The organism is Cohnella sp. OV330 (assembly GCF_900112065.1).
In the GTDB taxonomy this organism is placed as follows: domain Bacteria; phylum Bacillota; class Bacilli; order Paenibacillales; family Paenibacillaceae; genus Cohnella.
Map to the genome: position 1 here is coordinate 273,319 of NZ_FOKE01000010.1, position 13,942 is coordinate 287,260.

The following is a 13,942-nucleotide window of genomic DNA, read 5'->3' on the forward strand; positions in this document are numbered from 1 at the left end:
ACCGGAGGAACGAGGAATGGCGATGCATAGGAAGCATGAGAAAACGGCGTTGGTAACGGGCGCTTCGAGCGGCTTCGGCCTGCTCATCGCGGTCGAATTGGCGAAGCGGGGCTACCGGGTCGTCGCCGCGATGCGGGATCTAGGGAGGCAAGCGGCGCTCGTGCGGGAGGCCGAGCGAATCGGCGCTGCCGGCGGGCGCATTGAGGTCGTCAGGCTCGACGTGACCGATGCTGAAACGATTGAAGCCGCCGTATCGGGTACGCTGCAGCGGTATGGCCGGATCGACGTACTGGTAAACAATGCGGGCATGGCGGTCGGCGGCTTCGTCGAAGAAGTGCCGATGGCGGCGTGGCGGGCGCAGATGGAGACGAACTTCCTCGGTCTGGTAGCGATGACAAGGGCAGTCCTGCCGGCGATGCGGGCGCAAGGCGGCGGCACGATCATTCAGATGAGCAGCGTAAGCGGCCTATGGGGGATCCCGGGCTTCGGCGCTTATGCCGCTTCCAAGTTCGCGGTCGAGGGCTTCAGCGAGAGCTTGCGCCATGAAGTCTCGCCATTTGGCATCCGCGTCGCCCTCGTCGAGCCCGGCGCTTATCGCACGGCGATCTGGGCGAAGGGCTTCGCGGAGATGCATGCACGGTCGGATTCGCCGTACGCCGGCGCGCTGAAGGCGGTGCTCGGCATCGCCCGGCGCACGGCCGAGACGGCGCCCGATCCGCGTGAGGTCGCCGAGCTCGTGGGGCGCTTGGCCGACAAGCGCCGCATCTCGCGGCTGCGCTACCCGATCGGCCGCGGCTCGCGCCTGCTGCCGCTCGCAGGCAGGCTGCTGCCCTGGCGAGTAATCGAGGCGGCGACAAGGCGGGCCATGCGCGGACAAAAGTGAGTTCTCGCAATGCCGGAAAGCGCTCAAATCGCTAAGGCGGCACGTGAATCGTGCAAATGTGCATGATGCAGCAGAGGAGTGACTTTCCGCGCAAAGCTATCCTGCAAAAATGCATCCTACGTCGGGCGATCCTTGAGGAAAAACCCCATTCCGGGATTCTATCCTGCAGATTTGCTCGATAGGTCCCGCAAATGCCGGCATCTAGGGTTCGCATAATGTACTTTTGCTCGATAGGCGAGAGAGTTCATGGTAGACATGCGAGTTGCCTGATCGTGCGGGCGACCATTCACCATATCGCGCAGATGGACGGCGGACGTCAACCGCCAACTCGTTGGACGCCCTCTTCCTGTACACTCACACTCTCCCTTCCCTCTCCCTGTACACTCACACTCTCCCTTTCCCTCTCCCTGTACACACACACTTTCCCTTCACACTTTCCCTTCACACTCTCCCTTCACACTCTCCCTTCACACTCTCCCTTCACACTCTCCCTTCACACTCTCCCTTCACACTCTCCCTTCACACTCCCCCTTCACACTCCCCCTCCACACTTCCCCTTCACACTTCCCCGCCACACTTCCCCGCCACACTCTCTCATTCGCGCTCCTAACTCGTTCTTACACGCCGGTGCCACTCTCGCTATACATGTCCTTAGATTGACTTTTACTCTTATGCACGAATAGGAACGGAAATCGACTTGACACGTTACAGTGATAACGATTATCATTATCGAAGAAATTCCAACTTTTGTACGCTAATTTATCCAAGTAGAGATCAGGGGGAAATCATTTGTCTTTTCTGCGCAAATCTTCGTTATTCGCCGCGCTGTCCGTTCTAGTCCTGCTCGTCGCCGCTTGCGGCAACGGCAACAACGCCAATAATAGCGCTGCACCTTCGTCCGCATCGGCGTCCGCGCCCGCTTCCTCTGAAGCGGCGGCTTCGCCTTCCCCATCGTCGACGTCGTCGTCCGACGCAAGCGGCACGCGCAACGTCAAGCACGCACTCGGCGAGCTGCCGATCACGGGCGTGCCTCAGAAGATCGTCGTCCTCGAATGGACGTACGCGGAAGAGCTGCTGACGCTCGGCGTTCAGCCGGCCGGCGTCGCGGACATCGAGAACATGAAGAAGTGGATCTCCACGCCGACGGAGCTGTCCGCGGACGTTCAGGACGTGGGCACTCGCCAGGAGCCGAACCTCGAGACGATCGCGGCGCTCGAGCCCGATCTGATCATCGGCGTCAAGTTCCGCCACGAAGCGACGTACGACCAGCTGAACGGCATCGCGCCGACGCTGCTGTTCGATCCGTATCCGCCGGAAGGACAGGGCGACCAGTACCAAGAGATGCTGGACACGTTCCATACGATCGCCGACGTCCTTGGCAAGCAGGCCGAAGCCGATGCGATGCTCGCGGATCTGCAGAAGACGTACGACGACGGCAAGGCGAAGCTCGCCGCGGCCGGCAAGGAAGGCCAGTCGATCGTGCTGACGATGCCGTGGGTCGACCAGAACGCGGTCACGTTCCGCATCTCGACGGACAACGCGCTCGCGATCAAGAACCTGGAGCACCTCGGCCTCAAAAATGCCTTCAAACCGGCCCAGTTCGAAGTCTACGGCTACTCTACCACGGGCGTAGAAGCGCTGCAGTCCGCGCAAGATGCAGACTACCTGCATATCACGGCCGAGGACGACGTGCTGCCGATGCTGGAGAAAAACCCGGTATGGACCGGCCTCAACTTCGTCAAGGATAAGCGCGTCTATGCGCTGGGCGGCGACACTTGGCCGTACGGCGGACCTTATGCCGCCAAGCTGATGGCCGAGCGCGCCGTGAACGCGCTGACAGCCGCCAAGTGATTAAGGCGTTGGTCCGGGAGCCCGCTCCCTCGCCTTCGCGCATGGAGCCGGCCCTTCCCGCCAGAGGCGGGAGGGGCTGGCTTCCGTTCGCGATGCTGGCCGGGGGCTTGCTCCTGCTCGCCCTGTTGGCGTTCGTCAGCCTGACCCAAGGCCTGTCGCACATCTCCGTCGCGACGGCGTTCGACGCCCTGATCTCGCCCAAGGATACGCCGGATCACCGCGTCATCCACGGCGTCCGGCTGCCTCGTACCGCGATGGCGCTGCTCTCGGGCGCCGCGCTCGCCGTATCCGGCGCGCTCATGCAGTCCGTCACGCGCAATCCGCTCGCCTCGGAGACGACGCTCGGCATCAATGCAGGCGCCTTCCTCGTCGTCGCCGTCGGCACCGTCTTCTGGCCGGGATTGCTGCATCAATATGCGTTCCTGTTCGCCGTCGCGGGAGGCGCGGGGGCCGCGCTGCTCGTGTTCGGCATGGGCGGCGGCCGCAAGGGCACGCCGATCCGGATCGCGCTCTCCGGCATGATCGTCACGCTGGTGCTGTCCTCCGTCACGAGCGCGCTCCTGCTGCTGTTCGAGCAGAGCACCCAGGGGCTGTTCCTGTGGGGTTCGGGCTCGCTGAACCAGAACGACTGGAGCGGCGTTCGGTTCGCCTGGCCATGGATCGCCGGCGGCTTAGCCACGGTGATGCTCGCCGTGCGCCATCTCGACCTGCTGTCCTTCGGCGAGGAGACGGCGCGATCGCTCGGCCACCGCATCGCGGGCACCCGCACGTTCGCCATGAGCGCCGGCATCGTGCTCGCCTGCGTCAGCGTCAGCATCGTCGGCCCCATCGGCTTCATCGGGCTGCTCGCGCCGCATATCGTCAAGCTTAGCGGCATGACCCGGCATGCTTGGCTGCTGCCGCTAAGCGCGATCTGGGGCGCGGCGATCCTCCTCGGCGCCGACACGATCGCGCGCGGCTTCGCGGCCAGCGCGGTCGGCGAGCTGCCGGCCGGCGCGGTGACCGCCTTCATCGGCGCGCCCTGGATCATATGGCTGGCGCTGCGCGTCTCCAAGCACGCCGCCTCTTCCTCGGGCGCGGAGAGCCGGGCGTCGATGCAGATCTCCTTATTCGCCAAGCGAATGCCGTATCCGCTGCTGATCCTCTTGTTCGCCGCGCTGCTGATCCTTGTCAGCCTGGCCGCGCTCATGAGCGGCACCTTGCATTTATCCGCGGAACAAGTCGTCTCGACCTTGCTCGGCAACGGGACCCCGCTGCACGAAAAGGTGCTGATCGACCTGCGGCTGCCCCGGCTGCTGACGGCCGCGGTCGTCGGCGTCGCGCTGGCCGCGAGCGGCAGCCTCATGCAGAGCGCCGTGCGCAATCCGCTCGCGGACCCGCAGATCGTAGGCGTATCGAGCGGCGCGGGCGTGGGCGCGATGCTGCTGCTGATCGCCTTCCCCGCGCTCCCGCCCGGCTGGGTACCGGTCGGCGCGTTCGCCGGCGGCCTGTCCGCCGCCGCGATCGTATACGCGGCCGCGTGGCGGCGCGGGCTGAGCCCGACCGTCCTGACGCTCGTCGGCATCGCGGTCGCCGCCTCCGGCAGCGCGCTGATCAATATCCTCGTCGTCTACGCCAAGCTGACGCTCGCCCCCGCGCTCGCCTGGCTCGCCGGCAGCACCTACGCCCGCAGCTGGACGGAGCTCGGACAGACGCTCCCCTTTATCGCCCTGCTGCTGCCCCTCGCCTGGTGGCTGGGGCGGCGGGTCGACCTGCTCTCGTTCCACGATGAGAGCTCGACCGGGCTCGGCCTGCCCGTGCGACGGACGCGGCTCCTCGTCGCGCTGCTCGCCGTGCTGCTCGCGTCCGTCGCGGTCGCCGCGGTCGGCGCCGTCGGCTTCATCGGCCTGCTCGCGCCGCACGCCGCGCGCATGCTCGCCGGCTCCAACCACCGCCGGATGCTGCTGCTGTCCTCCCTCATCGGCGCGGTACTGCTCGTCGGCGCCGACTGGATCGGTCGCATCGTCCTGTCGCCCAGGGAGATCCCTTCGGGCATCGTGGTCGCCCTCATTGGCGCGCCGTACCTGGTGTTTCTGATGTTCAGGTCGCGGATGGGGAGATCATAAAAAAAACGATGGCTTAGCGGAATATCCGCCTTTGCCATCGTTTTTTTGTGCTGATCGATTATCCTTCTGCCGTGACAGCCTCTGCCTTCACCGTCTCCGAAGCGAGCACGGCATGCGGCTTCTTGAGCTTGGCGACGAACAGGCTGAGCGGCAGCGCCGCGAGCGCGACGAACGTCGCGATGAGGTACACGTCGTTGACGCTCATCGTGAACGCCATCATCTCGATATGCTCGCGGTTCTGGTCGCCCGCCATCGCCAAGGCCGTCCCGTGGTCGACCGAACGCGAAGCGAGCAGCGTCGTGAAGATCGCGATCGCGAAGGAGCCGAAGACGTTCCGCGTCCAGTTCGAGATGGAGGAGGCGTGACCCGAATTTTCCCGCGAGATCTCGTCCATGGCCGCATTGCTCGACGGCATGACGACGAATGCGATACCCAGGTTCCGGACGATCATCCACCAGATGACGTAAGTATGCGAGACGTCGATGCTGAGCCAGCTGAGCGCGAGCGTGCCGACGGTCAGCAGGATGATGCCGATGGACATCAGGACGCGCGGTCCGACGACGCTGTACAGCTTGCCGACGATCGGCATCATGAGCGCCATCGCGAGCGAAGCCGGGAGCAGGATCAGGCCCGTGTCCATCGCGGACACGTGCTGGATGCGCTGCAGGAAGATCGGCGTGAGCAGCGTCCCGGAGTACAGGCTGATCGTGATGATGTTGGCAATGATCGTGTTCAGCGTAAAGCGTCCGTTTTTGAAAACGCGCAGGTTGAGAAGCGGCGCCTTCGCCGTCAGCTCCCGCCAGATGAACACGGCCAGCACGAGTAGTCCGCCGCTGATCAAAGCGCGCACTTTCCACGAATCCCAGCCCCAATTGTGGCCTTGGCCGAGCGCCAGCAGCAGCGCCGTGCTGCTGACCACGACGGTGATGAAGCCGAGTCCGTCAAACGACTTGGGCACGCTAAGCCGATAATACGGAATGTACAGATACACGAGCAATATGGCGAGCAGGCCGATCGGGAGATTCATGATAAACAACCATTGCCAATCGAAGTTCTGCAGCAACCAGCCGCTGATCGTCGGCCCGAACGCCGGCGCCAGCATCGCGGACAAGCCCCAGAAGGCGATGGCCATCGGTTGTTTGCCGCGCGGGATGATTTGATAGATAATGGACATGGTAGCCGGGATGATCAGGCCGCTGAACGAGCCTTGCAGGACCCGGAACAGGATCAGCGAGCTCTCGCTCCATGCCGCTGCGCACAGCGCGGAGGCTGCGGTGAAGCCGATGAGTGAGAACAGGTACAGCCGTTTGTAGCTGAACCGCTCGCCCAGGTAGCCGACGATCGGGGCGGTCGTGCCCATCGCGAGCATGAAGCCCGTGAGCGTCCACTGAACCGAGCTCAGCGAAGTGTGAAAGTGCTCCTTGAGCGGCTCAAGCGCGAGGTTGATCGTCGCCGAAGCCAGGACGCACAAAAAGGAACCGATAAAAATGGACAGCATAACCGGCCAAAAACGAACCTCCGGCGTCTTTTTTTCCGTATTCATAATAGCTCTCCCCATCTCCCAGCTTATATGTCTATATTTACATATAGGAAAACGCCATAATATTACTACTCTTCCTCGCCCATGTCAAAGCAATTTTTCTGCTAAAGGAGCAACGACGTGAACACCCTCTCCTACGGACTGCTGAGCCTGCTCGCGCAATCTTCCTTTTCCGGCTACGATCTGATGCTGCGTATCCAACCGTTCTGGCCCGCCAAGCACAGCCAGATCTATCCGCTGCTCGCCAAGCTTGAGCAGGAGGACTACATTCGCTTCGAGCTGGTCTCGCAGCGCGACAAGCCCGACAAGAAAGTGTACTCCCTGACCGGCAAGGGCCAGGAAGCGCTCAAGGACTGGTTCGATCAGCCGGCGGCCGAGCCCGCGCTGCGCGACGAGATGATGCTGAAGGTGTTCTGCATGTCCTATGCCAAGCGCGAATCCGCCCGGAAAATGCTCGCCGACCGTCTCGCCTACCACGGAGAACAGCGGCAGAAGTACGAGAGCAAGCTGGCCGAGTTGAAGGAGAGGGCCGAGTGGCCCGAGGCAGGCCTGCCCGAGCCGTCGCATCCGTTGTTCGGCGCCTATCTGCTCACGCGCAAGGCGATCATGTCGAACGAAACCAACACGGAATGGTGCAAGTGGGCGCTTAGCCTGCTGCCGGAGGGCGATTAAGGGCGCCTTGACGCGCTCTCAACCGCCCAATTCTGCCCATCGCCTTCACTACAAGAGGCGTTCACCCTCGCACCCGCTCGATCCGGCTCATCGCCTTCACTACAAGAGGCGTTTGCCCTCGCACCCGCCCGATCCGGCTCATCGCCTTCACTACAAGAGGCGTTTGCCCTCGCACCCGCCCGATCCGGCTCATCGCCTTCACTACAAGAGGCGTTCACCCTCGCAACCGCCCCATCCGGCTCATCGCCTTCACTACAAGAGGCGTTTGCCCTCGCAACCGCCCGATCCGGCCCATCGCCTTCACTACAAGAGGCGTTTGCCGTCGCAACCGCCCGATCCGGCTCATCGCCTTCACTACAAGAGGCGTTTGCCCTCGCAACCGCCTTACTAACCGTCCGATTGCCCCCAATGCCCTACAGAACCCTTGCCCCACAATTCCTTGCCTTACAAATCAACCTCGACCATCGACTGCGCCATCAATGGATTGTCGGTGATGATGCCGTCGATCTGGAACTTCAGCACTTCCTTCATGTCGCGCCGGTCGTTGACCGTCCATACCCATACCTCGCGGCCGCCGGCATGCGCCTGCTTCACGAGCTGCTTGGTCAGCATGATCTGCTCGATCGTGTAGAAGTCGACGTCCAATGCGGATAGATCGCCGAGCGCAAAATATAGGATCCGACCGATCTTGATGTCGGGATCGAGAGCCCGGATATGCCGCAGCGCATCCCCGTCGAACGACTGGACGTAAGCGTCCTGCTCCATCCCCGTCTCCCGGATCAGCCGGACGACTTCTTCAGCCAGCGTCGCGCCGTCGCCGTACGGCTTCAGGTCGACGATCAGCTTGATGCGCCCCTGCGCCTCGGACAGCACCTCGCCCAGCGTCGGGATCCGCACCGTTTCCCCGCTTGCGTCCTCCCCGATGTCCAGCCCGCCGAGCTGCGCGTAGGTGAGGTCGGATATGCGCGCGTTTTTCCCGGTCATCCGCAACAAATTGGCATCGTGGAACAGCACCGCTACCCCGTCCTTGGTCAGCTGGACGTCGAGTTCCGCCGCCGTCATGCCTTTGTCGATCGCCGAGAGGATCGACTGCAGCGAGTTTTCCGGGCCGCCGGCCGCGTCGCCCCGGTGCGCCGCGATCAGCACGCTCCACTTGGCGTAGACGAGACTGCCGTTCGCCCGAAAGCCGACGAATACCGACAAGCTCACATAGACGATCGCCATGGACGCGAACAGCAGGCGCCTTCTTTGCATTCCTTTCAAATAACGCCCGATGCGCCCCTCCATCCGTCCGAGCCGGCTGCGATAGATCGTTAGGCGATCCTGCGGCTTCACGCCCTGGGAACGTCCGAAGTTGTAGAACAGTCGCGTCAGCAGGATGATGTTGACCGGCAGGAGCAGCAGGGCGTACATGTACGTCAGAATGGTCGACAGCGTCAGCGAATAGTGATGGGAAAAGATCGTCAGCACGTTGATGTTCAGCCAAGAGGGCAGGTAAGACAGCGACGAGATCGCCGCCGAGCCGGCCGCGAAGACGACCGCATTGAACAGGAACAGCGACAGGAAGAGCTGCGTCCGCCTGCCTCGCGTCAGCGCCTGGCTGCTGCGGATCGCCTGGGTCGTCGTCTTGCCCTCCAGCACGATGAAGTGCAGCGCAAATATCCACCGCAGCAGCGCATACAGCTCGGCGACGATAAGGAGCGCATATACGAACGTCATCGTGAACGATGCATCCAGCACCTCGCGGTTCAGTAAGACCGGGACGTTGAACAGCGCGTAAAACGAGGCCGACAGCGGCGAGTCGATGAACGGGATCAGAATGAGCAGCATGAAGAGCAGCTGAAAGATACCGAAGCCGAGCAGCCGCGGCGCCTGCCGGATCGTCGTTTTTACCGCGTCCGCGATCGCGATGTTTTTGCCGAAATAATGCTGCTGTACGAGAATGATCAGCACGATCAATTCGATCAGCACAGCGAGGGACGCGACCAAGCCGATCAGCGCGAGACCCAGCACGCCGTTATAGCTGAGGCCGAGCCGGTAGACGTCCCCGTTGAGCAGGGAGCCGGAGCCGACGACCGTCAGAATCCGGTTGAACATGAACGTGATGACCGGCACGACGATGACGCTTGTAGCCAGCATGTACAAATATTCGAAAAGCAGAAGCTTCGGATAGGTGGCGCGAAAATCGCGGAAGGCTCTGCCGAGCAGTCTGAACATAACGATTCATCCCAGTTCTAAAGTTAAGTAGGAAGGCTTGCGCAGCCCGGGTCTTCTCATCATACCATCCTCGTAAAGGGCCCGTGGCGCAATCTTCCCCGCACGCGGAACGCCGGACTAGGCATGCGCATACCTTATCCTATGTTCAAACAGACGGAGGTATCGCCATGAGCTCAACGTACGCTACCGGCGGCGCATCGGCGCCGCTCTACCAATGCGCGTCCCATGTCCACGAAGCGCTGAGCGCCGTGAAGGATCACATGCACGGACTTTGCGCCCAGCATGCCGGCAAGCTTGCCCGGGTAGAGACGCTCGAAGGAGACGTGTTCGAAGGACACCTCATGCACTGCGACAGAGGTATCCTGTACATGAACATCCCGGACAGCCGCGCCTTCTTCCCCGGCCCGCAGGTTCCGTTCGGCAACCCCGGCTTCGTGCTGCCGCTCGTGCTCTTCAACCTGCTGACCATCTCGCTGCTCTGATCGCAGCGCCTAGCCTCAATAATGACGAGGAGTGAGAAATAATGGCCTTTATGCCTCCCTTCGGACCGCAAGGCTCGCAGCAGGGTCCCACCGCGCCGCCGCCGCAGTCCCCGCCGCCGAGACCGCTTACCGCATCGACCCTGGCCGTCGACCCCGGCGCGATCCGAGGCTGTCTGTACCGCAACACGTACATCTGGCCCCGCAACGGCCAAGGCTTCTGGTTCTATCCGACGTTCGTCGGCCGGACCTCGGTGTCCGGCTTCCGTTGGAACGGCTTTTTCTGGATGTATTCCGGGATCAGCCTCGACCGGATCGATTCGTTCACTTGCTATTGATGTTTTTGCGAAAAAAAAGAAGCGGGCGCCGGATCGACCGGTGCCCGCTTCTTTATAGTACCGCTATGGGGTTCGTACTGCGCTACGAAAGGAGAGCCGTCCCCTCGTTGCCGAGGAAGCTCTCGACGATAAACGCCAGCTGCGCATCGAGCGAGATCGGATCATTGTAGTAGGAGCCGGCCGTGTCGATGAAGAAGGTGCGTCCTTCCTTGACGGCCGGGAGGCCCTTCCACAGCGCGCTGCCGTACACGACCTCCGGATCGCCGTCGTCCCAGCCCCAATTGCTGGTGAAAATATAGTCTCCCGCGTATTCGGGCAGTTGCTCGAGCGACAGGTTCGCGCCGAATTCCGGACCATCGATCAGTTTCTGCTTGATGATGGGCGGAGCCTTCAAGCCGAGATCCCCGTACAAAATCTCCCCGCCTCTGCCGCCTTTGTCCCCCCAAGCATAAATGCCCTTGGCGAACGGCTGCAGAATCGATACGGTGCGATCTCCAACCGTTTCGACGATCTTGGGCTTGACGCGCTCGATCTTGCGATTCCACTCGTCGATCCAGGCTTGGGCTTGATCCGCCCTGCCCGTAAAATCGCCGAACTTCTTCAGCAGCTCCGCAGGCCTGTCCGCGCCGTAGGCGAGCCGCACGACCGGCGCGATCTCGGCCAGTTTGTCGTATATGGCCGCTTCCAGGTAATCGAATGCAACGATGAGATCGGGCTGAAGACTAATGATCTTCTCGAAATCGGAGCCTTCGCCCAAATTGACGACGCCGGCTAACTGCTCTTGGTGATACGGACTCTGCATCGACGCATCCGTGGCGGCAATGGGCTTGATGCCTAACTCTAGCAGATTGCCGATCGCGCTGCCTGTCAGATCGACGATACGCTCTGGATGAACCGGTATCGTGACGGTGCCTTTGCTATCGACATAAGTCCGGGTCCCGGTTGCCTCGCTCGCCGCTGCGGGCGCCGTCGCCTGCGGACTTGCGATCGGCGATGCGGAAGCGGATGCCGCCGCGGACGAGCCTCCTGCATGATTCGTGTTCCCGGTGCCGCATGCGCTTATCAGCATGGTGATGCCAAGCAGTAGCGCGGCTGCGGTCATGGATGAAGCTCTTTTCTTTCTAAACATGGATGCCCCTCCGGTCGTTCTCTCATGAGAATGATTATCAACGATAATGTAGCACCGGTCGGATGCAGGGGCAAGGGCATATTCCGTACGCATATCGGGCAATTCCGGTACGACGGAAGGCAGCCCCGCGAGGTACTTGGCCGGTGACCGACCGAAGCGCTTCTTGAAGCTGCGGCTCAGCGAATGGGCGTCCGGATAGCCGACCCGCTCCGCGATCTCCTGCAGGGATGCGCCGGGAAACCCGAGCATACGAGCAGCGCGATCCGTGCGAACCTGCGTCAAATAGCGAATCGGACTAAGGCCGAGTCTGCGGCGGAACTGCTTGGTCAAGTAGCTCTCGCTGCAGCCGAACAGCTCCGCGATTCGCGCCAGCGTCATCGGCTCCGAATAGTGTTCGTCCATGAATCGGACGGCCTGCGCGACCAAGTCCGGACGGTTCGGCTCGACCCCCTGCGCTCTCATCTGTCGCAGCAGCTCGTGCACGAACTGGCCGAACAGCTGTCGGGCGCGAAGCTGATCCAGCGGATCCGCGCTTAGCCAGTCCTCGCGCATCGCTGCCAGCTTGTCCGCCAGTGCAAGCGGAGAAGTGGGCAGCATGCCGTAGTGCTGGCGGAAAGGGTCCGCCCCGACGCCTCGCGACGCGAATTGTCTGGCGTAATGCGGGAGGGGCTCGGCCTTGTACAGGACGATGTAATAAGACAGCCACTCATCCGGACTAAGGCGGAGCACCGCGCCTCGGCCGCCGTGCAGCACGCGGTGCATGCCGAAGTTATGCGACTCCTCGTCCAACCTCGCGATTCCGCCGCCCTCTGCCGCGTACAGGAACGCATGAGCCGGCAGCCGGTAGGCATGCGGCGCGTCCCCGTCGGCTAATGTCCCTAACCGAACGTCAATCAATCTAACGTTCGCGTGATTCCAGAGCGCGATCTGCTCGTCGACCGTCTTGACCATATCCGATGCTCCCCATCCGCTGCCGTTTACCTCAGTATATTGATAATCATTATCATCGTAAAGCCGTTCGCCGCAGGTCCCGGGCGAACGACCGCTTCTCATTCAAGTCCAACTCGTCGAGCAAGGCTTGAAGCGAGAGCGCCAGCGGGATATCGGTCTCTTCCTCTACGACCAGCTTCGCCTCGTATGCCGGATTCCATGGCGAGACGTTTTTTCGCCTCCTGAAGATGTCCGTGGCGCAACGAATCGCGATTTTCATCAGCCAGGTTTTGAAAAATCGCGGCTCTTTTAAGCGGCCAATCGCCTTGAAAGAGCGGTAGGCCGTCTCTTGCACGGCGTCCAGCGCATCCTCGGAACTGCCCAGATACACGAACGCCGCGCGGTACAGATCGCCCTCGTACTGCCCGAACAGCTCCGCATAAGCCTCGCGATCGCCTTTTTGCGCCCGTTTGAGTAACTCCAGAATCCCCATCACCCGCTTCGCCATTGTGCCCGTTCTTATCTATTAGACGCGCGAACGACGCATTTGGCTTTGGTCATCCCGCCCCGTTCTCCCGCCCCTCACCCTGGAAGCCCCGCCTATAGTTGCTAAAAGGCATCTATTTTGTACGCGAACCCGCGCAGGCAAAGAAATAATGGTTCAAACGCATCTGATTCGCCTGATATAGCCGGTTTTCATTCTTCTCTCTAAAATTAGCTGCCTTTTAGCAACTATCTCGTGCACAACATCAAGCCGCGAGCAAATAACTGCCTTTTGACACTTATCGCACCGCCAGCCAGTCCAGACAGCGTAAAAAGCCGGACGCATCCGCGCCCGACTCTCGTTCGCCCTTTCAGGTCATCCCCGCCCTTACTCCGGCTTCGCGGCCGACAGCGTCCGGCTCGCCTCGCCATCCTTATGCGTACCTTTCCCCTTGCCGCCGGACAGCAGCCAGCCGCCCACGGCGATCAGGATCAGCACGGCGTAGAATGTCAGCTTCCAGCCCGTCGACTCCGCGAAGTCGTGCGGGATAACGTGCAGGGACGGATGCGCCAGCGTGTGCACCGCGAGCTTGACTCCGACCCAGCCGACGATGACGAAGGCGGCGATCTCGAGCGACGGCCGGCTCTCGAGCAGCTTCACGAACAGGTTGGCTGCGAAGCGCATGATCAGGAGGCCGAGGAAGCCGCCGAGGAAAATGACGGCGAAGTGTCCGCCGTCCATGCCGCCGATCCGCGGCAGGGTCGTCTCCGGCAGCGCGACGGCAAGCGCCACGGCCGCGAGGATCGAGTCGATCGCGAAGGCGATGTCGGCGATCTCCACCTTGATGACGGTCGGCCAGAACCCCGCTTTGGGCTTCGCGCCCGTATGCGGTTCCGCGTCCCGCTCGCCCTTTTTCACGATCGCTTTTCTGAAAATATGGTTGAGTGCGATAAACAGCAAGTACAGCGCCCCGATCGCCTGCACCTGCCAGACGTCCACCAAAAACGAAATCGCGAACAGCGAGGCGAAGCGGAACACGAACGCTCCCGCAAGACCGTAAAACAAAGCTTTCTTCCGTTCCTTCTCCGGCAGATGCTTGACCATGATCGCCAGCACGAGCGCGTTGTCGGCGGCGAGCAGCCCCTCGAGCGCGATCAGCACCAGCAGCACCCAGCCGTACTCCATCAGCAATGCGAAGTCCATGATTGATCCTCCTCTTGTCGAGTTGTTATCGAATCGTCGGCCTGCCGCCCGTTCTTCCCTCGAACAAAACAAAAGAGACCTCTGCCTTGTTCAAGGGCAAAGGTCTCGCTA

11 protein-coding genes are annotated in these 13,942 nt (G+C 61.8%); 6 read left to right on the plus strand and 5 right to left on the minus strand.

All coding sequences use genetic code 11. The features are described 5' to 3' along the window. The first annotated feature begins 16 nt into the window (after window positions 1-16). The 3 genes from BM235_RS22910 (at window position 17) to fhuB (ending at window position 4,839) form a co-directional block, all read left to right on the plus strand. Window positions 17-883, plus strand: coding sequence for an SDR family oxidoreductase (locus BM235_RS22910; RefSeq protein WP_369803539.1), 867 nt, complete (start codon window positions 17-19; stop codon window positions 881-883). A gap of 789 nt (window positions 884-1,672) precedes the next feature. Then, window positions 1,673-2,734 (plus strand): ABC transporter substrate-binding protein, encoded by a 1,062-nt coding sequence (locus tag BM235_RS22915; RefSeq protein ID WP_255374535.1) that lies wholly within the window; start codon window positions 1,673-1,675, stop codon window positions 2,732-2,734. Then, window positions 2,731-4,839: a Fe(3+)-hydroxamate ABC transporter permease FhuB gene (gene fhuB / locus BM235_RS22920; RefSeq protein ID WP_369803540.1), complete on the plus strand. Its 2,109-nt coding sequence runs from the start codon at window positions 2,731-2,733 to the stop codon at window positions 4,837-4,839. The genes BM235_RS22915 and fhuB overlap by 4 nt, the downstream gene beginning before the upstream one ends. 58 nt (window positions 4,840-4,897) lie before the next feature. Here the strand turns inward: fhuB and BM235_RS22925 are convergent, their stop codons facing one another. Next, window positions 4,898-6,382: a DHA2 family efflux MFS transporter permease subunit gene (locus BM235_RS22925; protein ID WP_090116569.1), complete on the minus strand. Its 1,485-nt coding sequence runs from the start codon at window positions 6,380-6,382 to the stop codon at window positions 4,898-4,900. 117 nt (window positions 6,383-6,499) lie between these two features. Between BM235_RS22925 and BM235_RS22930 the strand changes: the two genes are divergently transcribed. Beyond that, a complete protein-coding gene (locus BM235_RS22930; protein WP_090116570.1) occupies window positions 6,500-7,051 on the plus strand; it encodes a PadR family transcriptional regulator in 552 nt (183 codons plus the stop codon). Window positions 7,052-7,495: 444 nt separating this feature from the next. Here BM235_RS22930 and BM235_RS22935 read toward each other — a convergent pair whose 3' ends face one another. Then, window positions 7,496-9,268, minus strand: a complete 1,773-nt coding sequence (locus tag BM235_RS22935; RefSeq protein ID WP_090116571.1) for a glycerophosphodiester phosphodiesterase — start codon at window positions 9,266-9,268, stop codon at window positions 7,496-7,498. A 167-nt stretch (window positions 9,269-9,435) separates the two neighbouring features. Between BM235_RS22935 and BM235_RS22940 the strand changes: the two genes are divergently transcribed. Next, a complete protein-coding gene (locus BM235_RS22940; protein WP_090116572.1) occupies window positions 9,436-9,750 on the plus strand; it encodes a hypothetical protein in 315 nt (104 codons plus the stop codon). A 41-nt stretch (window positions 9,751-9,791) separates the two neighbouring features. Beyond that, window positions 9,792-10,085, plus strand: coding sequence for a transporter (locus BM235_RS22945; protein WP_090116573.1), 294 nt, complete (start codon window positions 9,792-9,794; stop codon window positions 10,083-10,085). An 82-nt stretch (window positions 10,086-10,167) separates the two neighbouring features. Here the strand turns inward: BM235_RS22945 and BM235_RS22950 are convergent, their stop codons facing one another. From BM235_RS22950 to BM235_RS22960, 3 genes are all read right to left on the minus strand, one after another. Beyond that, entirely contained in the window at window positions 10,168-12,165 is a 1,998-nt protein-coding gene (locus tag BM235_RS22950; protein WP_158544009.1) for an AraC family transcriptional regulator, read from the minus strand. 52 nt (window positions 12,166-12,217) lie between these two features. Beyond that, window positions 12,218-12,652 (minus strand): sigma-70 family RNA polymerase sigma factor, encoded by a 435-nt coding sequence (locus BM235_RS22955; RefSeq protein ID WP_090116575.1) that lies wholly within the window; start codon window positions 12,650-12,652, stop codon window positions 12,218-12,220. 363 nt (window positions 12,653-13,015) lie between these two features. Beyond that, window positions 13,016-13,831, minus strand: coding sequence for a TerC family protein (locus BM235_RS22960; RefSeq protein WP_090116576.1), 816 nt, complete (start codon window positions 13,829-13,831; stop codon window positions 13,016-13,018). Window positions 13,832-13,942: the final 111 nt, after the last annotated feature.

What these genes read in the sequence shown, in the direction of transcription:
- BM235_RS22910 (WP_369803539.1), top strand. Translation starts at nt 17, where the DNA reads ATGGCGATGCATAGGAAGCATGAGAAAACGGCGTTGGTAACGGGCGCT.
- BM235_RS22925 (WP_090116569.1), bottom strand. Translation starts at nt 6,382, where the DNA reads ATGAATACGGAAAAAAAGACGCCGGAGGTTCGTTTTTGGCCGGTTATG.
- BM235_RS22935 (WP_090116571.1), bottom strand. Translation starts at nt 9,268, where the DNA reads ATGTTCAGACTGCTCGGCAGAGCCTTCCGCGATTTTCGCGCCACCTAT.
- BM235_RS22940 (WP_090116572.1), top strand. Translation starts at nt 9,436, where the DNA reads ATGAGCTCAACGTACGCTACCGGCGGCGCATCGGCGCCGCTCTACCAA.
- BM235_RS22945 (WP_090116573.1), top strand. Translation starts at nt 9,792, where the DNA reads ATGGCCTTTATGCCTCCCTTCGGACCGCAAGGCTCGCAGCAGGGTCCC.
- BM235_RS22950 (WP_158544009.1), bottom strand. Translation starts at nt 12,165, where the DNA reads ATGGTCAAGACGGTCGACGAGCAGATCGCGCTCTGGAATCACGCGAAC.
- BM235_RS22955 (WP_090116575.1), bottom strand. Translation starts at nt 12,652, where the DNA reads ATGGCGAAGCGGGTGATGGGGATTCTGGAGTTACTCAAACGGGCGCAA.
- BM235_RS22960 (WP_090116576.1), bottom strand. Translation starts at nt 13,831, where the DNA reads ATGGACTTCGCATTGCTGATGGAGTACGGCTGGGTGCTGCTGGTGCTG.